This is a genomic window from Pseudomonas sp. OIL-1 (assembly GCF_010669185.1).
Classification (GTDB): Bacteria; Pseudomonadota; Gammaproteobacteria; order Pseudomonadales; family Pseudomonadaceae; genus Halopseudomonas; species Halopseudomonas profundi.
In genome coordinates this window covers 1,424,208-1,444,852 of record NZ_CP048629.1, presented here as the reverse complement: position 1 = coordinate 1,444,852, position 20,645 = coordinate 1,424,208, and the positions used below count along the sequence as shown (strand labels likewise).

Annotated in this window: 12 protein-coding genes; 4 read left to right on the top strand and 8 right to left on the bottom strand. The window is 60.7% G+C overall.

Annotated elements, in window-relative coordinates; translation table 11 throughout:
* Positions 1 to 228 precede the first annotated feature (228 nt).
* From ggt to G3M63_RS06755, 3 genes are read left to right on the top strand one after another with little or no spacing between them, the layout of a single operon-like run.
* Positions 229 to 1,824 (top strand): gamma-glutamyltransferase, encoded by a 1,596-nt coding sequence (ggt, locus tag G3M63_RS06765; protein ID WP_218573663.1) that lies wholly within the window; start codon positions 229 to 231, stop codon positions 1,822 to 1,824.
* 57 nt (positions 1,825 to 1,881) lie between these two features.
* Positions 1,882 to 2,886, top strand: a complete 1,005-nt coding sequence (locus tag G3M63_RS06760) for an amidoligase family protein (protein WP_150301484.1) — start codon at positions 1,882 to 1,884, stop codon at positions 2,884 to 2,886.
* Positions 2,883 to 3,563, top strand: coding sequence for a gamma-glutamyl-gamma-aminobutyrate hydrolase family protein (locus G3M63_RS06755; RefSeq protein WP_150301485.1), 681 nt, complete (start codon positions 2,883 to 2,885; stop codon positions 3,561 to 3,563). The genes G3M63_RS06760 and G3M63_RS06755 overlap by 4 nt, the downstream gene beginning before the upstream one ends.
* On the opposite strand, the gene recD is transcribed toward G3M63_RS06755, so the two are convergent.
* Genes recD through recC form a run of 3 tightly spaced genes read right to left on the bottom strand, consistent with a single transcriptional unit; the run spans position 3,564 to position 12,825 of the window.
* A complete protein-coding gene (gene recD, locus G3M63_RS06750) occupies positions 3,564 to 5,657 on the bottom strand; it encodes an exodeoxyribonuclease V subunit alpha (RefSeq protein ID WP_163982250.1) in 2,094 nt (697 codons plus the stop codon). It abuts the gene before it with no gap.
* Entirely contained in the window at positions 5,654 to 9,337 is a 3,684-nt protein-coding gene (gene recB / locus G3M63_RS06745; protein WP_163982248.1) for an exodeoxyribonuclease V subunit beta, read from the bottom strand. The genes recD and recB overlap by 4 nt, the downstream gene beginning before the upstream one ends.
* The gene (gene recC / locus G3M63_RS06740; protein WP_163982246.1) at positions 9,334 to 12,825 is read right to left on the bottom strand and encodes an exodeoxyribonuclease V subunit gamma; all 3,492 of its coding nucleotides are present in this window, start codon (positions 12,823 to 12,825) and stop codon (positions 9,334 to 9,336) included. The genes recB and recC overlap by 4 nt, the downstream gene beginning before the upstream one ends.
* A gap of 292 nt (positions 12,826 to 13,117) precedes the next feature.
* Between recC and G3M63_RS06735 the strand changes: the two genes are divergently transcribed.
* Entirely contained in the window at positions 13,118 to 14,593 is a 1,476-nt protein-coding gene (locus tag G3M63_RS06735) for an OmpA family protein (RefSeq protein ID WP_163982244.1), read from the top strand.
* Between the two features lie 674 nt (positions 14,594 to 15,267).
* On the opposite strand, the gene G3M63_RS06730 is transcribed toward G3M63_RS06735, so the two are convergent.
* The 5 genes from G3M63_RS06730 to cysW all read right to left on the bottom strand — a co-directional run bounded on the left by G3M63_RS06730 (position 15,268) and on the right by cysW (position 20,641).
* Positions 15,268 to 16,506, bottom strand: coding sequence for a saccharopine dehydrogenase family protein (locus tag G3M63_RS06730; protein ID WP_163982242.1), 1,239 nt, complete (start codon positions 16,504 to 16,506; stop codon positions 15,268 to 15,270).
* A gap of 46 nt (positions 16,507 to 16,552) precedes the next feature.
* On the bottom strand, positions 16,553 to 17,650 hold the full coding sequence (locus G3M63_RS06725; RefSeq protein ID WP_163982240.1) for a carboxynorspermidine decarboxylase: 1,098 nt from the start codon (positions 17,648 to 17,650) through the stop codon (positions 16,553 to 16,555).
* Between the two features lie 229 nt (positions 17,651 to 17,879).
* Positions 17,880 to 18,461, bottom strand: a complete 582-nt coding sequence (locus G3M63_RS06720; protein WP_163982238.1) for a porin family protein — start codon at positions 18,459 to 18,461, stop codon at positions 17,880 to 17,882.
* A 192-nt stretch (positions 18,462 to 18,653) separates the two neighbouring features.
* Positions 18,654 to 19,778, bottom strand: a complete 1,125-nt coding sequence (locus G3M63_RS06715) for a sulfate/molybdate ABC transporter ATP-binding protein (protein ID WP_163982236.1) — start codon at positions 19,776 to 19,778, stop codon at positions 18,654 to 18,656.
* Complete coding sequence (gene cysW, locus G3M63_RS06710) at positions 19,778 to 20,641, bottom strand: sulfate ABC transporter permease subunit CysW (protein ID WP_150301494.1); 864 nt, start codon at positions 20,639 to 20,641, stop codon at positions 19,778 to 19,780. Before cysW ends, G3M63_RS06715 begins: the two co-directional genes overlap by 1 nt.
* Positions 20,642 to 20,645 lie beyond the last annotated feature (4 nt).

Sequence of the window (20,645 nt, the reverse complement as noted above, 5' to 3'; positions counted from 1 at the left end):
GAGCCGACAATTCTACACCAACTAACATCGCTGTAGACGCCCAGCTCATCAGCTACTAGCCTCGTTTGCATGTTCAGATCACTCTTCTATACACCGCTTGTATACAAAACGTCGGCTATTGCCCTGATCGGCGTGGCACTTACCATTCTATCAGGCTGCTCGGGCAGCGATCCCGCCACAACCCTGCGCACAGAACAACCTGTCGAACAGCGAATGGCGACTCGGCATATGGTTTCTGCCGCCCACCCCGCAGCGGTTGAAGCCGGACTGGAAATGTTGCGTCGCGGCGGGCATGCAGTGGACGCAGCCATTGCCGTGCAGATGGTGCTAGGTTTTATCGAGGCGCCCGAGACCGGCATTGGCGGCGGCGGCTTCCTGTTGCTGCATGACGAGAAAAACCAGCGCACCCTGGTGTATGACGGACGCGAAACTGCCCCCGAGGCGGCTCAACCAGAGCGTTTCATGACATTCGGCATCAGCCACCCAAGGGCACTGACTATCCCGAGTGGATCCTCGGTCGGTGTGCCGGGTCTGATCGCCATGCTCGGCGCAGCCCACCGCCAACATGGCCGGCTCTCCTGGGCCGAGCTTTTCGAGCCAGCCATCACGCTGGCCAAACAGGGGCTGCCCATGCCTCCTCGGCTGCAAGAGCAGATCGAGTGGGACTGGTCCCTGCGTTTATTTGCCGACACGCGCGATTATTTTCGCGAACAGATCGGCGACAGCGAGCCGACGCTGCGCAACCCGCAACTGGCCGACACGCTGAGGCAACTGGCTGATCAGGGTCCCGAGGCGTTTTATCAGGGCGAGATTGCCGAGCGCTTGGTCGAGCGGATTAATGACGCGCGCTGGGGCAAGGCTGACATGGCCACCGAGGATTTCGCTGACTACCGTCCAATCGAGCGCGAAGCAGTCTGCGCTCCTTACCGGCAATGGACAGTATGCAGTGCCGGTCCGCCCACCGCCGGCGGTCTGATTGTGCAGCAGGCGCTTGGCATGCTTGAGCATTCCCCGATCGCTGATATGGCGCCTGACGCGCCCGCCACTGTGCATTTGATAGCCGAAGCCAGCCGGCTGGCATTTGCCGACCGTAACCATTACGTCGGCGATCCGGATTTCGTGGAGGTGCCGGTAGATCAGCTACTGGACCGCCAGTATCTGCGCCAGCGTGCGGCGTTGATCGATTCGGACCAGGCCATGGATATTGCCCGACCGGGCGAACCGGGCCAACGGCCGGAAATGCCTGTCACCCCCAAGCCCGAGCCGGAGGAACAGGGAACCTCTCATTTCAGCGTGGTCGATGCTGACGGCAACCTGGTTGCGCTGACCAGCTCCAACGAGGCGCCCTTCGGCAGCCGCATGCTCAGCCAGGGCTTCGTGATCAACAATCAGCTCAGCGACTTCACCTTCGATCCGCAGCTCAATGAGCACACGCATCCTAACGCGGTGGGCCCCGGTAAGCGTCCGCGCAGCTCCATGGCGCCGCTGTTCGTGTTCGATCAACAGAACAACATCCGACTGGTGATCGGATCGCGGGGCGGCAGCCGCATCCCCGGATACGTGCTCAAGACGCTGATTGGCGTGCTGGACTGGAACATGGATATTCAGGATGCCATGGCCCTGCCCAACATCGTCGAGCGGGGCCTGGGCATCGAGCTTGAAGCCGGCACCGATCTTGAAACGCTGAGTGAGGAACTGGAGCAACTTGGACACGAGGTCAGAATCGTTCCCATGACCAGCGGCCTGCATGGCATGGAACGCATCAACGGAACCTGGCGCGGCGGGGCTGATCCACGGCTGGATGGCGTTGCTTTGGGAGACTGAGCCCGGTTTCGCTGTCACACCTTGAAGACAGACTTTTACGCATCCAGGGAGCCCTGCATGACCACATCGGATACTGCTTTTCCGTTGCCGCCGTGGCGGACCAATGCCGAAGGCAACCTGCGCCGGGTCGGTGTCGAGCTGGAAATGAACGGCCTGGATATTGATCGCCTGGCAGCTGTTGCGGCCAACTTTCTCAACTGCCAGGTCGAGCCGAGTAGCCGCTATGAACGCACCTTGCGTGGCGATCCAGCGGGCGATTGGGTGGTGGAACTGGATTTTCGCCTGCTCAAGAACATGGGCCGCGAACAGCGCATGGAGGAGGACCTGGGCGATGAGCTTAAATCCTCGGCCGAAGACCTGCTGAAATGGGTCGCAGACAGCCTGGTCCCGCTGGAGCTGGTCAGCCCACCACTGCCCATGGATCGTCTCGGCGAGGTCAACAAACTGATCGTTGAGCTACGCGAAGCCGGGGCCAAGGGCACTGCTGATCGGGTGGCGAATGCTTTCGGCATGCAGTTCAACCCGGAAATGCCTGACACTGAAGCCGAAACCATCTGCGCCTACCTCAAGGCCTTCATGTGCCTCTATGATTGGCTGAATGCCCGCGCCAATATCAACATGACCCGCAAGCTTACCTCGTATGTCGATCCGTTCCCGGCGGTGTACGTGCGCCAGGTGATCAATCCCGCCTACCGGCCGAATCTGCCGACGCTGATCAGTGATTATCTACGCGATAACCCCACGCGCAACCGGGCGCTGGACATGTTGCCGCTGTTCAAGCATCTGGATCCCCACCGGGTCGCCGCGCATACCGGTGATAAATTGATCAAGTCGCGTCCAACGCTGCATTACCGCCTGCCCGATTGCCGAATCGATCAACCGGGATGGGGCATGCATCTGGCGTGGAATGACTGGCTTGAAGTGGAATACCTGGCAGCCGACGCGCCCCGTCTCGAGGCTTGCTGCAGAGCCTATTCGCAACATCTTGAGCGTGGCGTCGGCCGCCTGCTGTCGCGCTGGGCCGAAGAAACCCGCAGGCACTGGTTGCGCAAAACTGAATGAGCAAACCGATTATCGCGATTACCGGGCCCACACGGGGCGCGTTTGGCCCACGTTTTCTGGTTGCCATGGCGGTGCGTCTGTATGGCGGACAACCGCTGCAGGTGCGGCCGGGCGATCCGATTACAGCGTTGAATTATGATGGCGTGGTGGTCACCGGCGGGCACGATATCGATCCGGTGCTTTATGCCGCGGAACCCGAGGTGCAACCCAAATACGACTCGGAACGTGATGCGCTGGAAATCGTCGTGATTGACGACGCACTCAAGCGCCACCTCCCGTTATTGGGGATCTGCCGAGGAGCTCAGCTGCTCAACGCGCGTCGCGGTGGCAACCTGTTCCAGGAGTTGAAATCACATCGCAAGATGACCTCGAACCGCTGGACCATACTGCCGCTGAAAACGCTGCTGCTTGAACCCCAAACATTCGTCAGCCGGCTGCTTCGCACTCACCGATGCAAGATCAACAGTCTGCACAATCAGGCTATCGACCGCGTCGGTGTAGATTTGCAGGTGACCGGGCGCGATCTCGACGGCATCGTCCAGGCTATCGAGGATCCGGGCCATCCCTTCCTGCTCGGTGTGCAATGGCACCCGGAGTTTCTGCTGTTTATCAGCCGCCAACGGCGCATCTTCAAGGCGCTGCTGGCAGCGTGCAAGGGGCAGCAACCGGTCGTCTGATCAGGTTGTGCTCATGTTCAACCCGCTGATACGCCGTACCGGCTGCGCCACCGCTGCCTCGAAGATGCCCTGCCGCGTTTCCATCAGCGTAAATTGCTGGCTGGCGCGGGTAATGCCGGTGTAGACCAGCTCCTTGGTCAATACCGGGCTGCGGGTTTCGGGCAGGATCAGCACCGTGTGCGCGAATTCCGAACCCTGGGATTTGTGCACAGTCATGGCAAACACGGTTTCTACCTCGGTCAACCGGCTCGGCAGGATGAAGCGCAAACTGCCGGAACCATCGTTGCGCGGGAAAGCGACCCGCAGCACCAGCCGCTCCGGCTCGCCCTCGCGCAGGGGTTTGTCCTTGACCTGCATGGCGATGCCGATATCACCATTCATCAATCCCAGGTTGTAATCGTTGCGCGTGACCAGCACCGGCCGCCCCTCATACCAGACCTGACGGGTATCAAGCAGACCGCGGCGCTGCAGAATCTCCGCGATGCGCCGGTTCAGGCTCTCAATGCCCCACGGGCCCTTGCGCACCGCGCAAAGCACCTGAAATGCATCGAATGACGTTAGCACCGACCGCGCCCAGTTTTCCCAGGCGGGGCTGGCTGCCGGGGTCTCGGCGGCGGGACGTTCGGTAGCCAATCTGTTGAGATACTGCGCGTAGCCAGGCAAGCCCTCGCCCAGCGTGCCGAGCATCAACGTACTCAACGCGGCGTCTTCGACCGAGCCGAGCAGCCGGCTGCGAATGTCCGGATATCCTGCGTTCAATACGCTACGCGCGGCCTGCGGGTCGCTGCTATTCACCGCCCGTGCCAGCTCGCCAATGCCGCTCTGGGCACCGAAGCGATGCGAATGCCGCAGCATGACCGTCTGCTGCGCCAATGGGTGCTGCTGCGAATCGCCGGTCTCCAGGCCCGCCGGCGCCAGCAATTGACCGCCGACCTGTTCCAGCCATTGGCGGGATTCCGGGGAATAGCGCCCCGCTTCGGCATCGCGGCACAGGTCGCCCAGCACCGCGCCGGCCTCCACCGAGGCCAGCTGATCCTTGTCGCCGAGCAGCACCAGTCGTGCATGGGCGGGCAAGGCACCCAACAGGTTGGCCATCATTTCCAGATCGATCATCGAGGCTTCATCCACCACCAGTACGTCCAGTGGCAGCGGATTGCCCGCATGATGACGGAAATGGCGGGTGTCCGGTCGGCTGCCCAGCAGGCGGTGAACCGTCGTCACTGCGGTGGGAATTTCTTCGAGTACCGCAGGGCTGAGAGTCAGCTGCCCGACCTGCCTGCCAATCGACTCGGTCAAACGCGCTGCGGCCTTGCCGGTGGGCGCAGCCAGACGAATGCGCAATGGTCGTCCTGCCTGGACGGCCGGCTCCTGCAATAGCGCCAGCAGCCGTACCACAGTGGTGGTCTTGCCGGTTCCCGGCCCGCCGGTGATGATGCTGAAAGCGCCGCGCGCCGCCACGGCGCAGGCCAGCTTCTGCCAATCCGGCTGCGTCTGGCTGCTGGCGAACAACCGCTCCAGCCCTGCCTGAAAACCCTCCGGCAATACCAATGGTCGACTCAGCCGCTGGCGCAGCGAATCCATCACCTGGCGTTCGTACCGCCAGTAGCGGCGCAGGTAAAGCCGTGCCCCGCGCAGCACCAGCGGCTCCCCGCCACCCCCGCCGGCTTCGCTGTCGACCACGCCGCTGGCCGCGAGTATCGCCAGCCAATCCGCCGCCTGCACCGCAGCAAGCACCTGCGAGGGAAGCGCTACGCCGAGGGCTGCTTCGTCACCCTCCGGGGGCAAGGACAGGGCAAAATCAGGCGCGCGCAGTGTTTCCCCGACGTCCAGACAAACATGTCCATGGCCAAGCTGATGGCTGGTCAATGCGGCGGCCATCAGCGTCAACGGCGCGCTATCGGCGTCCAGCTCGAGCATGAAGGCGGCCAGCGCACGGTCAAGTGCGCGCAACCAGCCAAGCTCGACCCACCGATCAAGCAACGCCAGCGTGGCCGGAATATCCCCCAGAGCACCCTGGTCCGGCCCGTTTTCAGGCGGCGCCTGGTTGGGATCGACTTCGGGACTGCTGAGCAGATCAAGTTGTTCGACAGTCATGACACCACCTCATCCAGCACCAGAGATTCACCGGCGAACAACCTGTCCAGCGACTCGATAAGCTCGCGTGGCGGACGGCAATGCCAGATGCCGGCATTCTCCGCAGCGCCGCCCCGCACAAACCAGTACACCGCGCCACCCACGTGCTGGTCGTAGTCATAACCTGGCAGGCGGGCCTTGAGCTGGCGGTGTAGCGCCAGCAGATAAAACACGAACTGGAGATCGTAGCGGTGCTCAAGCACAGCCGACTCCATTGCCGCCTCGGTATAGGCCGTTTCGTCCTGGCCCAGCCAATTGGACTTGTAATCGACCACGTAATAGCGCGACTCATGCTCGCACACCAGATCGATGTAGCCCTTGAACAAGCCGTTGAGCCGCTCCGGCGCCAGCGGTGCGCGCGGCTGGCCGGGCAGCACCTGGGCCTGCACCAACGCATCCAGCTGCTGGCCATCAACCCGGCTGGCAGCGAACAGAAACTCCATCTCGGCCTGATATTGCTCGGGCTCCAGCCCCGCCAGGCTCAGCTTCTCGGTTCCCGCCAATGGCCAGGGCCGGTTGATCAAGCCGCTCAGCCACTCAGCCAGCGGCGTAACCCACTGCTCCCAGCCGCGGCGAACGCAGCGCGGGCGCAGCAATTGCTCACAGGCGCTTGCGGTTGCCAGTTTGCTGAAACCTTCCATACCGGCCAGCTCAAGCAAACCATGCAGAAAGGTGCCGGGGCCTGGGCCACGGGGGAAGCGGTGAATGGTGGCCAGCTCGCCCGCACGCAGCGGCACGAAGATCGAGTGGCGCTCATCATCCGTGGCTTTTTGCGCCGCCGGGCTATCCGGCGCGGCATCGTCCGAGCGGGTGCGCTGCAGCACTCTGTCGTCGGGGCGCAAGGCACTGTACGAGGCTATCCACCAGTGCTCGGCCGCGCGCCGTTGCGTATGTCGGGCATGCAATTCTGGCACGGGACCGGTTACTGGCTGGAAGCATTCGTCGGAGGAATCGGGCACTGGCTGCGCCTCGACGATGCCTGGCGCGGACCACTGCGCCAGCAGGCCCGGCAGCACCGCGGAAGACGTCAACGCTTGCCCACCGCTCAACAGTTGCCCCACAGCCGAGCGGTGCAGAATTGAAGCCTTGCCGTTGCCGTGCTTGATGTCGGCCATGCCCAACCAGCAGGCGTGCCGCGCACGGGTCAGGGCGACATATAAAAGCCGCAAGTCCTCGGCGAGCCGTTCGGCGTCCGCCTGGGCCACTTCGTCTTCGGTCGGCTCGAGTACCAGTCTTGCGGTTTCGCCATCATGCAGGCGGACCGGGGCATCCTTGTTGACCGGCCTGACGCCACAGATAAAGGGCAGAAATACCAGCGGGTATTCCAGGCCCTTGGATTTGTGAATGGTCACTACCTTGACCAGCGCTGCATCGCTTTCCAGACGCAGGATTTGTTCATCCGAAGCACTGGCAGAAGGGTTTGCCAGCAGCTCGGCCAGATGGCGCACCAGTGCCTGCTCACCGTCCAGCTCGCGCGAGGCTTGTTGTAACAGCTCGGCGAGATGCAGCAGATTGGTCAGGCGGCGCTCACCATCACTTTGCGCCAGCAGGCGCGCCGGCAAATCGAAGTCATGGATGAATTTGCGCAGCATGGGCAGCACACCCTGACGTAGCCAGACCCGGCGGTAGTCGCGGAACTGGAATACCCGCTGTTCCCAGATGCGCTCGTCCTGGTTTAGCTCATCCAGCACCGTCCAGGCCAGGCCGAGTGTGGCGCTGGCCAGGGCCGCCCGCAGCAGGCGGTCGTTATCCGGCTCGGCGCAGGCACGCAACCAGCGCAGCACATCCGCTGCCTCGCCAGTGGTCAGCACCGAGTCCTTGTCCGAGAGATAGACGCTGCGCACGCCCCGCGCTGCCAGTTCGCTGCGTATCGCCTGCGCCTCACGGAAACCGCGCACCAGCACCGCCATGTCTGCCGGGCGCACCCCGCGCATACCATGTTGCGGATCCAGGAAACCCGCCTGATTCTGCTGACCAAGGTTGAGCAGGCGCACCATTTCGCTGGCGCAGCGGGCGGCCATTTCCTGCTGATAGACGCCGCCCGCCAGCGGCTCTTCGCTGGACAAATGCCAGGCGGTCAGCGCTGGCGGAGTCTGCTCCTCCACGGTCCAGACTTCCGGTCGCCCCTTGGCAGCGACTTCGATAAAGGGCAAGGGCCGCTCATCGCCGTTGGCAAACAGAAAGGCGCCGCGGCCATCCGGACGTTTCTCGGCAAGGTCAAACACCCGGTTGACCGCTTTCACCATGGAATGGCTGGAGCGGAAGTTGGTGTCCAGGTTCTCGTGGCGTCCGGCGGTGGCCTTCTTGGCCTGCAGATAGGTATGGATATCCGCGCCGCGGAAGGCATAGATCGCCTGCTTGGGATCACCAATCAGAAACAATCCGTACTCGGGATCGTTTTCCGTCACCCGATACACGCGGTCGAAGATCCGGTACTGCAGCGGATCGGTGTCCTGGAATTCGTCGATCAGGGCTACCGGAAACTGCCGGCGAATGACGTCCGCCAGCCGCTCACCGTTTGCGCCGTGCAAGGCAACGTCGAGCCGGGCAAGCATGTCATCGAACCCCATTTCGGCGCGGCGGCGTTTTTCCTGCTCGAAACGCTGACGGATCCAACCAGCCGCATGCCGCAGCGCGGCCTGGCGGGGATTGGGTAATGCCTGAAGATCGGCCTGCAATGTGGCCAGCGCATCCAGCGCAGCATGTGAAGGCACGTCGCCGGTCTTCCAGGCTTCGGCGAGCCCGTCATGACACAGGCGTTTCCAGGCTGCGTCCGGCAAGTCGAGCAATTGCACAGGCGGGTCACCGGCCCAACTGCGCAACTTCTCGCACCAGGGCGCGTAGTAGCGTTTTTGCACCTTGCGCTTGTCCACATGGCCGACCTCTACGGCCCTGTCAAGCAGCGACTCCAACTCATCAACCCAGGCAGCCCACGGCGCTTTGAGTTGCGCCAGGCGCTCTTCGGCCTGGGCCAGCACCGGCACAATCAGCTCGTCCAGCGATTGCCCGGGATGCTCCAGCGACTCCTGAAAGAGAGCCTTGACCTGGGAAATCAGGCGATCCGGCTCGCCCCAGCTCTCGCGCACCCATAACAACCCACCGGCGCTGAGGCTATAGCACTGTTGACGCCAGTAGTCGCGCACCACTTCGGCCAGCAATTCGCTGTGATCGGTCTCCAGCTGCTGAGTGAAGAGGCTACCGCTATCGAAGGCATGTTCGCGCAACATGCGCTGGCACCAGCTATGGATAGTCGAGACGGCGGCCTGGTCCATCCATTGCGCAGCGATATCCAGTCGACGCGCGCAGGCCGGCCAATCCGCCGCGTCGTAATCATCCAGCAGGCTCTGCAAGACGGTGTCGGCATTAGCCAGCTCACCGCGAAACGCCTGAGCTGCTTCCACCAGCCGGGCACGAATGCGGTCGCGCAACTCGCGCGTCGCCGCATCGGTAAAGGTCACCACCAGAATTTCCGGCGGTAACAACTCCCTTCCCAGCCCGGCTTCACTTCCGCCGTGCCCTAGCACCAGCCGTAAGTACAGCGCGGAGATGGTAAAGGTCTTGCCTGTCCCGGCGCTGGCCTCGATCAGCCGACTTCCACGCAAGGGGAAACGCAGCGCCAGGGGGCGCGCATCCGTGCTCATACTGTTTCCTCCAGAGGCTGGTAAATCACCACCAACTCGTCGAGGCTGGCGTGCACCAGCGGTGCGTAGAGTCGGTCACAATACAGCGCGAATTCGCCGCTCAGGCTGAGGCTGGCGAAATCGGGATATTGCCGCTGCAGTACCGCGCTTTTACCCACCTCCCCGCCGGCGTTCCAGTTACCTTCATAGGCCTTGATAGCTTCCGCTTCGGCGTGCGCTTCGTCCTTTTTGGCCAGGCCCTTGAGCCAGGCAAAGGCGGCCTCAGGTGCGCAGGGCAAGGGACGTTCCAGCCCCGATTGATAATCTTCAAGCCAGGTACAAAGCATCTCGTCGGCCTGCTCCTGCGGCACGGGTTTGAAGTGCATGGGGACATCCCCCGCTACCACGTAGCTATGCAGTTCATACCCGCTGGCGCAGGCCACCACATGGGTCGTCCAGTCGGCCAGCAGCTTGCGCCAGTTCGGACTACCCGTTTTTTTGTCGAGAATCTTCCCCGGCGCCAGACGAATCCGCGCCAGCGCGTTGCCATGCAGAGCAGTGCGCAGCCCGCTTAACCAACTCGCCAGATGTAATGCGCCGTACTGACCCTGCAACGGGAGGGGCGTCTCTTGTATCGCACCCCAGCTTGCGCACAGGCTCTGATAGTTACGCAGCTGATCACCCAGTGGCGAGAGCAATTCGTTGGCCGCCATCTCACCAAAACCGGCCAACGGAAACTGCCCCTGGCCTTTGAGCCGGGTCGCAAAGCCTTGCAGCGCCTGGTCGATATCCATATCGGGTTCGAGACGCTGGCCACTTTCGAGAATGGTCTGGCTCAGGTGATAGGTCTGTAGCCCGTCCAGAGCGAAGGGCTCGTGATCAATCAGGTTCTCGATGCGGTCATCGAGATAGACCTTGAGCCGTGCGCTGAAAAAGTGCGCCACCGGGTTGCGCAGAAAGCGCTGCAGCGCTTCCAGCTCGATCGGCGCCTCCGGGGGCATTGCCGGCAATGCCTTATCCGCCTGGACGTCAGCGGGAGTGGCGTGCATCGGCAGCCACTCCCCTGCATAGCTGAACAGCTCACCGCCGCCCTGAAAGTAGCGCTTGCTGAAGGGTTGCAGGGGATGCTCGATGGTCAGAGCATCCAGCAAATCGCTCTGGTCGGCCAGGTGCCAGCCCGACTGTAGATGATCGCGCAACTGCCCGACCAGCACCGAGGCCGGACGCTCGCTGTTGTCACGAATGCTGTGTCCGATCCAGCTTATGTACAGCCGCTCGCGCGCGGACAGTAGCGCCTCAAGCAGCAGGTAGCGGTCGTCCTCACGACGCGAACGGTCACCGGGCCGGTAGTCGCGTCCCATCAGATCGAAATCCAGCGGCGGTTGCGCGCGCGGATAATCGCCATCATTCATGCCCAGCAGGCAGATACGCCGGAACGGGATCGCGCGCATGGGCATCAGCGTACAGAAGTTGACGGCACCCGCCAGAAAACGCTGGCTGAGCTGGTTCTGTTCGACTGCGCCGAGCCAGGCTTCACGCGCTACATTCAGCGGCAAGGCATCTTCCAACGCCACGCTCTCACAGAGTTCCAGCCAGCCGTCGAGCCCTTCCTGCAACTGGGTCAGCAGACGCTCGTCGCGCTCGGTATCGACCCGGAAAAAGGCTTGCAGCAGATGACGGAAACGTTCGCCCCACACCGCGCAGCTGGCCTGCCCGGCCAGCTCGGTGCAGCTGTGATCCAGCGTATCCAGCAGCTTTACCAGCGGGCCGATCAGCGCGGCGTCCAGCCCGCCAATTTCGTCATAGGGCTCGATGTCGCCACAGGGCTCGCCGGTGCCAACCGCATAGCCAAGCAACATCCGCCGCAGCCCGAAGCGCCAGGTGTTGGCATGCAAACCCGCCGGCAGGCCGAGCTCGGCACGGCGTTCGGCGTCGAGACCCCAACGGATACCAGAGCCTTCAATCCAGCGGCGCAGCGTCGGCAGGTCGCTCTCATGAATACCGAAGCGCTGGCGTAGCGCCGGCACGTCGAGCAGATCAAGCACTTCGCTGACCGGCAGCCGGCTATCGGGCAAACGAAGCAGATGCTCCAGCGCAATCAGCAGCGGATTGATCCCCCGCTGCCCCTGATCCGCCAGCGTGAAAGGAATAAAGCGTTCGTCCTCGGCGCCATATTGGCCAAAGACTGCCAGGATGTGCGGTGCATAGGTATTCACATCCGGAACCATGACGATAATGTCGCGCGGACGCAGGCTGGGGTCAGCGTTGAACCAGGCAAGCAACTGGTCATGCAGTATCTCGACCTCGCGCTGCGGACTGTGACCCAGGTGAAAGCGCAGGGACTGGTCGTTAACCGGATCGACGGCGGGCCATAGCTCGCGTGTTTCGGCCAAAGGCCGTAGGTCGAGAATGTCATCCTGCAGCTGGCCAAGCAGATGGCTGGTATCAGGTGCGTCAAACAGGTCGATGCGACCACCATTGAGACCAGCAAACTGCGCTTCATAGCTGGCGCGGTCATCATGACTATCGAGCAGATTGATGTAATCCCGGCCCTGTTTGCCCCAGGCAGCGAGCAGCGGATGGGCATGTTGATGCAGGCTGTATTCGTCCAGCTGCGCCGGGGTACCGGGACGCCGCTGCTGGCGCTGGTATTGATGGCGTAGCAGATCCTGATCGCCGACGATATCGCCCCAGTGATGCTGGCAGGGGTTGAGTACACACAGCAGCACCTGGCTGAAGCGCCCGACCGCTGCCAGCGCTTCCAGATATTGCGCCGGCAGTGATGAGATTCCAAACACGATGACCCGGCGCGGCAACCCGGCGGGCCGTTCCGTTGCGCTCTGCAGTGCCTCGACAAAGCGCGGATGAATACCCGCGCGACTGTCGGCCAGACGCGCCGCACCGACATCTTCAAGCAGGGCGCGCCATAGCGCCGGCTGCCAGCGATCCGCCGGCTCAAGCTGTTTTATGCCGTCGCGCGCATGGCGGACCTGATCCCGTCCGGCCGCCCAGTCGGTCAGCCAGTCGGCGCGGTATACCTGGTATTGGTCAAACAGGTCGGCCAACCGCTCTGAGAGCTGGTATCGCTTGCGACAATCATCATCGTCTGCCAGAAAACGCTGCAACGGCTCGAAGTCGGGCTGGTCCATCAGCGCTGGCAGCAGGCGCATGAGTCGCCAGGTCAGCGGTGCTTTATCCAGTGGCGAGGTAGTGGGCACGGCTTCAGCGCCCAGCACGCTGCGGTACGCCTGCCACAGAAAACGCGCCGGTAGCTGCACATCGAACGCCGCGGCGATTCCGCAGCCGCTGGTGTCGTCGTCAGTCACGTCCGCGGCCAGCGCCTGCTTGAGCCATTGCGCAATACCGTTGCTCTGCACCAGCACCACTTCGTTTTCCAGCGGTCGCAGCGGGTGGCCTGCCACCCAGCTGACCACCAGTTGGCGAAGCGACTCCAGGCGATTGCCATGGATGATCATCAGTCCTGGTACCAGGGGCTCGGTTTGCTGCATGAATGCTCCGTAACAGACTGGACGACCGGGCGAAGCTGCACGGCCGCGTTGCAATGTGTGAATAGTATCAGGCCCGACCACGACATTTGGCGTCGCAGCCACTCAGCGGAACTAACAGGCGTATTCAGCTGTCAGTTCCGGGTGATCCGATGCATTCAGCGACCGCTTTACCTAACTCAGCCAGACCATGCCAGACCTCAATGCAACGAACTTTTCGCGGCCCCGCTCCATCCGGAGCATGATGTGGGTGAGCCCGACGTCCCAGGAATGTTTCGCCAAAGGATATAGCCTCATGTTTCGCTACGCCGTGTTGACCCTTTTGCTTGTTACTGCGCCGATGTGCGCTGTCGCCAAATCGCCTGATCACCCCCTTCTGAGCCGCTTTCCGGAAGCCCGGGCAACCAGTTATCAGCAGGTAAGTTTCGAGCGCTTTGCCTTGCCGACCGGCTTGCCACCCGAAGAAGCCAGCATGACCTTTCCCGAGCTCAAGCTGATCGGCGACATGACCCGGCATACCTACCGCATTCGCAACACATCAACCCTGAAGGTATACCAGAACTACAAAGCCGCAATTGAGCGCGCCGGCATGAACATTCTGTTCGAATGCAGCCGCGATGAGTGCGGCAACCAGCGCCAGATCCAGGAGCTTGGCGCAAAACTGGCTATCAGCAATAGCGTATTTACCTTCTGGCAGGACCCCTATTACATTCTCGCTGAAGCCGATGAGGGCAAGGCCCACGTGGCGGTGTTCATTGGTGGCGACGACGGAGAAGCCGCGGTGCAACAGGTCATCATCGAGGAGTCCCAGATTCGCGACGACCTCATCGAAATCGACCTGACGTATCTCGATCAGCCACGTGAGCTTGATACCGAGATCGCTGTGATCACCCCCGCGCAGCGGGCACGGGACCATGCGCTGCTGTCGCGCTATCCAGGAGCGCGTATTCGCGAACGCACACACAGTGAATACGAACATTTCGTCATCCCGGTCAGCGTTGTGACTGCTTCACGCAACGTAGATGAATTCGAGAAGATCGAATTGACTGGCGAGCTGACCCGGCATTTCTATGAACTGAACAAGGTGTCCACGCTCAAGGTATACCGCAACTATACGTCCGCGCTGGCGGATGCCGGCTTCGAAATCCTCTATGAATGCTCAAGGGAGGCGTGCGGCAATTCCACAGAGATTCGCGCGCTGGGTGCCCTCATCGCCAATACCGGCAACGTCTATAACTACTATCGGGACCCGCATTACCTCGTGGCACGCCGCGAGACTGTCAACGGCCTGGCGTATATCGCCCTGTTTATCGGCGAGTACCGCGGCGATACCGCTGTCCAGCAGGCCGTTATTGAAACCGGCCCCATCGAGATGGGCCTGGTGGCAGTGGATTCGGACCTGCTGCACACCGAGCTGGAGGAATCCGGCAAGGCTTCGATAGAGGGGGTTCAGTTCGACACCGGCAAATCGACCATCAGAGCGGAATCCAAGCCGGCGCTCGAAGCGGTTGCCCAACTGCTGAACGATTACCCTGAGCTCCGCTTTTATGTGGTCGGGCATACCGATGATGTGGGTTCGCCCGAGCTCAACCTGCGCCTGTCAGCTGCGCGGGCGGAGTCTGTGGTTCAGGCGCTGGTCAAGGATCACGGGATAGCTCCCGCACGGCTGCACTCTGCCGGTATGGGGCCCTATGCGCCACTGGCGAGCAATACAACCGAAGATGGGCGATCCCAGAACCGTCGCGTCGAACTGGTCAGCCGTCTGCCCTGAGCGTCGCCACTGGCGGACACTGCAAAGCTGCTGAAAAGCATTCAACCGGCGCGTGGAGCTGATCCAGCGTATCAATTGAAAGCGCAGCTGATTAGCTTGTCCCAAGGTTGTCGAGCGCCTCGGGCCATCTTCGGACTCGACGACTGGCCACGGAGTGGCGCCAAAATCGGCGTAGCGCAGGCGCGCTACACCCCCAGAACAGCAATGCCACTTCCCTCGGATTGTCGGCGCCTCGGGCCATCTTCGGACTCGACGACTGGCCACGGAGTGGCGCCAGAATCGGCGTAGCGCAGGCGCGCTACACCCCCAGAACAGCAATGCCACTTCCCTCGGATTGTCGGCGCCTCGGGCCGTGTTCGGACTCGACGACCGGCCGCGCAGTGGCGCCAGAATCGGCGTAGCGCAGGCGCGCTACACCCCCAGAACAGCAATGCCACTTCCCTCGGATTGTCGGCGCCTCGGGCCATCTTCGGACTCGACGACTGGCCACGGAGTGGCGCCAAAATCGGCGTAGCGCAAGCGCGCTACACCCCCAGGTAGACACACTATCAGCGGGGGCTTTCTGGGAGTGTCGAGCTCCGTCTCGACAGCAAGGCTACGCCGAGCCCCGGCAATGCCAGGCACAAAAAAACCGGCCTGATTAATCATGGCCGGCTTTTTGATAGCACGTCGAATCAGAAGCTCAGCGCACGATCGCCTTGCTCATCGCGAATCCGCGTTGGCAGGCCAATTTCGTTGAGCAGATTGATAAACGGCTTGGGCGGTAGCTCCTCGACGTTCACCATCTTCTGCACGTCCCACTCGCCCTGTGCGATCAGGAGAGCAGCGGCCACTACCGGTACACCTGCGGTGTAGGAGATGCCCTGGCTGCCGACCTCTGCGTAGGCTTCAGCGTGGTCGGCGACATTATAAATGAACACTTCCTTCTGCTCCCCGTTCTTCTGCCCTTTCACCAGATCGCCGATACAGGTTTTGCCCTGATAGTCAGGCGCCAGCGAAGACGGATCAGGCAGCACAGCCTTGACCACTTTCAGCGGTATCACTTCCAGCCCTTCGGCTGTCTTAACTGGCTGTTCGGAGAGCAGCCCGAGATTCTTCAGCACAGTAAAGACATTGATGTAGTGCTCACCGAAGCCCATCCAGAAACGGATGTTGGGCACATTCAGGTTCTGCGACAGGGAATGCAGTTCGTCATGTCCGGTCATATAACTGGTGTGCTGGCCTACTACCGGCAGATCGTCAGTGCGCTTGACCTCGAACATCTGGTTTTGCGTCCACTCGCTGTTCTGCCAGGACCACACGCGGCCGGTGAACTCACGGAAATTGATTTCCGGATCGAAGTTGGTAGCGAAGTAGCGACCGTGGCTGCCGGCATTGATGTCGATGATGTCGATCTCGTCGACCTTGTCGAAATACTCGTTTACCGCGAGCGCCGCATAGGCATTCACCACGCCCGGATCAAAACCGACGCCAAGAATGGCGGTGACGTTGTTTTCAGCGCACAGCTCGCGGCGTTTCCACTCGTAGTTGGCGTACCACGGCGGCGTTTCGCAGATTTTGTCCTGCTCTTCGTGGATAGCCGTATCGAGGTAGGCGGCGCCCGTTTCGATACAGGCCTGCAGCACCGACATATTGATGAAAGCCGATCCGACATTGATGACTATTTGCGATTGTGTCTTGGCAATCAGCGCCTTGGTTGCTTCTATATCCAGCGCATCCAGGGCATGGGCTTGCAATTCACCGGCAACCTTGAGGCTGCCCTTTTCCCGCACGCTGTCGACTACCTGCTGGCATTTCTCGACAGTGCGCGAAGCGATGTGGATATTGCCCAGGATGTCATTATGCTGCGCAGATTTATGCGCAACTACCTGTGCAACGCCACCGGCACCAATAATCAGAACGTTTTTCTTCATGTCTCTTCCTCGAAACGCCTCCTTGGAAAAGGCTTGGGTGATGGCCTCAGGAGAGGCCGTTAACAAAGTCTTCGAAGCCGAACTCCTTGACCAGTTCAACCTGGCCGTCGAGTTGGCGCACCGCAATAGACGGCATCTTCACGCCATTGAACCAGTTCTTCTTGACCATGGTGTAACCGGCAGCGTCGATGAACGACAGCCTGTCACCAATCGCCAGTTCCTTATCAAACTGGAACTCGCCGAAGATATCCCCCGCCAGACAGGATTTACCGCAGACCATATAGGTGTTCGGTCCATCGCAGGGCTCCATCCTGGCAGGCTGACGATAGATAAGCAGGTCGAGCATATGCGCTTCGATCGAACTGTCCACGATCGCCAGGTTCTTGCCATTGAACAGGGTGTCCAGCACGGTCACTTCCAGCGAGGTACTCATGGTAATGGCCGCTTCGCCCGGCTCGAGGAACACCTGAACCCCGTACCGCTCGGAAAATGCCTTGAGCCGGGCGCAGAACTTGTCCAACGGATAGCCTTCGCCGGTGAAGTGAATACCACCACCAAGACTGACCCACTCAACCTGTTGCAGCAGCGAACCGAACCGCTGCTCTATCTGCGTGAGCATCTGGTCAAACAGATCGAAGTCACTGTTCTCGCAGTTGTTGTGAATCATGAAGCCGGACACCTGATCGATCACATCGGCGACCTTCTCGGCATCCCATTCGCCTAATCGGCTGAACGGACGCGAGGGGTCGGCAATCAGGTAATCCGAGCTACTGACCTGCGGGTTGAGGCGCAGGCCGCGGACGTGATGGCTGGAGGCGTCGGCAAAGCGCTGCAACTGGCTGATGGAGTTGAAGATGATCTTGTCGGAGTGCGCCAGAACCTCCTCGATCTCGTCGTCGGCGTAGGCCACGCTGTAGGCATGTGTTTCGCCGCCGAACTTCAGCTTGCCGAGCTTGACCTCATACAAGGAGGACGACGTGGTGCCGTCCATGTACTGGCTCATCAGGTCGAATACTGACCAGGTGGCAAAACACTTGAGGGCCAACAACGCCTTGGCGCCGGAGTGTTCCCGTACATAGGCAATCTTTTCCAGATTGCGCAGCAGCTTGCTTTTGTCGATCAGGTAATAAGGCGTATTGATCACTGAGTCACCCTCCGTCCAGCCCGACAGCCGGGGTCGCCCCCGGCGTGAAGAAAGCGCGCGATTATAGTGGAAACGGGAACGGGCTTCGAGGGAAAGATGTGGCGGGGGGTTTCAGGGCTTTTAAGCTGGAAACTGGAAGCTGGAAGCTGGAAGGGAGAGTTTGGTGGAGGGCAGTGGTTATGTGTCTGAATGTCCGGCGCTGTGTCCGGACATTCAGACAGGTTACTGCTTAGAAGTTGTAGCGTAGGCCGATGGAGATGAAATCAACATCCTCTTCGCTTTCTGTGAGGTCTTCACTCATATCCTTATAGCGTTCATATTCGGCCAAAACTTCAAGCTCCGGCATCAGAGCAAAGGAGGCACCAACGGCAAATGACTGAATATTTTCATCTTCGTCTTCGCTGAGCACGGTAGAACCGGCGAATATAATTCGCCCTTCAGTTTCCATCTTGTGGTAACCCACTTTGCCGTACAGCTTGAACCTATCGACTGGCAGCGTGGCTACAAGATTGGCTCCGAGGCCAGTGGAAGTGATTTCGGCTTTCGCTGATCCCGTCTTAGCAGTAAATTCGCCCAGATCGACATATTGGAATTCTATGCCTAGGTAACGGTTCAGCTGAATGCCGGCGCCAACCTTGAAAGCCGAAGAGTTGTCATCCGTAGATAGGCCAGCATCAGACAGAGCATCCAAATCGACCTCGCTTTGACCAACGTTACCAAACAAATAGCCATTCGGCTGAATCTCGGCCGCCTGGACGCCAGAAATCATGACGCCGGATACCAGCGCAGCAAGCAATGTTTTCTTGAGCATTGAAATGTCATCTCCTGATGATGTGATAGGCCGCCTTCATGGCAGCTCGTCCTTTATCCCGGCGCATCCATTGTCCGGGTGTCCGATACTACTCCGCAGCCACAACCCAACGCTACCCGAAAGAAGTTAGACTCCGCTTGGCGTAGCCCGACCGTGATATATTGGGCTGGGCCTCTAAATCAGCCATGTTGCTCATATCATTGCAGCGGGATCATCCATCTCCCCTGCTTGCCAGCGCAGCGTGCGCGGTGCGCCGGAACCTTCTTCGATAACATGAGCCACCCTCGGCACGGCATAGCACTGGTCGCCACGCTTCGGCTGCCAGTTATTGAACTGAGCATGGGTAATACCAACCTCCCAGGGCTCTGCCGATTCCCAGCCGATGGGAGAAAGCTCAAGACGCACTTCAGCACCAACAAGACTGACCGACTCGATGCGCAGCGGCAGATGGGCATGGGCCGCCGACATGGACTGCAAGCGCACCTCATGGGAGCGCATGTACAGCTGCAGTTCTTTTGATGTTACGGGCTCTCCCAGTCTTACCCAAGCCTCGCCTTGCCGTACTACTTGCTCTTCCAGCCGGCCGTCGAATACGTTGACGTGCCCCAGGAAATCAAACACGAATCGGCTGCCTGGCTCAGCGTACAACCTTTGCGGCGAATCGACCTGCTCGATCTTGCCTGCACTCATCACGGCCACCTGATCGGACAACTCCAGTGCCTCCTCCTGATCATGCGTCACGAACACGCTGGTGAAGTGAAACTCGTCGTGCAGCGTGCGCAACCAGCGGCGCAGATCCTTGCGCACCTTGGCATCCAGTGCACCGAAGGGTTCATCCAGCAACAGTATCTGCGGTTTCATCGACAATGCGCGGGCCAGCGCAATGCGTTGTTTCTGTCCGCCGGACAGCTGTGCAGGATAGCGGTTGGCCAAATGACCAAGCTGGACCATCTCCAACAAGGTATCGACGCGCTGGCGGATCTCCGCCGCCTTGGGCCGCTCCTTGGCGGGCAGCACTTCCAGCCCGAACGCGACGTTCTGCGCCACCGTCATGTGCCGGAATAGTGCGTAATGCTGAAACACAAAACCAACGCGCCGCTCACGCACGTGCAGCCGGGTGACATCCTCGCCCTGAAATAGAATACGTCCGCTATCGGCGGTTTCGAGGCCGGCGATAATGCGCAACAAGGTCGTCTTGCCGGAGCCCGACGGGCCCAACAGGCCAATCAGTTTGCCGTCCGGTACTTCAAGGGAGATGTTGTCCAGCGCCTGAAAGGAGCCAAAGCGTTTGGTGATACCTTCGATGGAAATACTCATCAGCGGTTGTCCGATTGATCATCCAGGGGAGCACGCTGACGAGCCTGCCGCCACTCCACAAAACTCTTCACAACGATGGTTATCAGCGCGATGCCTGCCAGCAACGAAGCGCTGGCAAACGCCCCCACCACGTTGTAATCCTGATAAAGAAGCTCGACATGCAGCGCCAGCGTATTGGTCTCGCCGCGGATATTGCCCGAGACGACCGATACCGCGCCAAACTCCCCGACTGCCCGGGCGTTGGTCAGCACAACGCCGTACAACAGTGCCCACTGAATATTGGGCAGGGTCACCCGGCGGAACAGCTGCCAACCAGTGGCACCCAGCACCACCCCCGCCTCTTCTTCTTCGCGCCCCTGCTGCTGCATCAGCGGAATCAATTCACGCGCGACAAAGGGACAGGTCACGAATACCGTGACCATGACGATGCCCGGCCAGGAGAACATCAGCTGCACGTCCCGGTCGGCCAGCCAGCTGCCGAGCCAGCCGTTGCTGCCGTACAAGAGTAAATACAACAGGCCAGCTACGACGGGTGAGACAGCGAAGGGAATATCGATCAGCGTGATCAGTGCCTTGCGTCCGGGAAATTCGAAGCGCGTGACCAGCCACGCGAGAAATACCCCAAAAACCAGGTTGATCGGCACGGTCAGCGCGGCTACGAAAAGCGTCAGGCCAATCGCATGCAGGGTGTAGCTGTCGGTCAGGTTACCCAGATAGGTCTGTAACCCACCGGAAAAGGCCTGAGTAAAAATGATCACCAGTGGCATGACCAGCATGGTGATCGTCAGCGCCAATGCCAGCCCTATAAGCGTCCATTTGACCCAGGGCTGATCGCCAGCGCGCATGGTTCTGCGTTGATGCATAGCG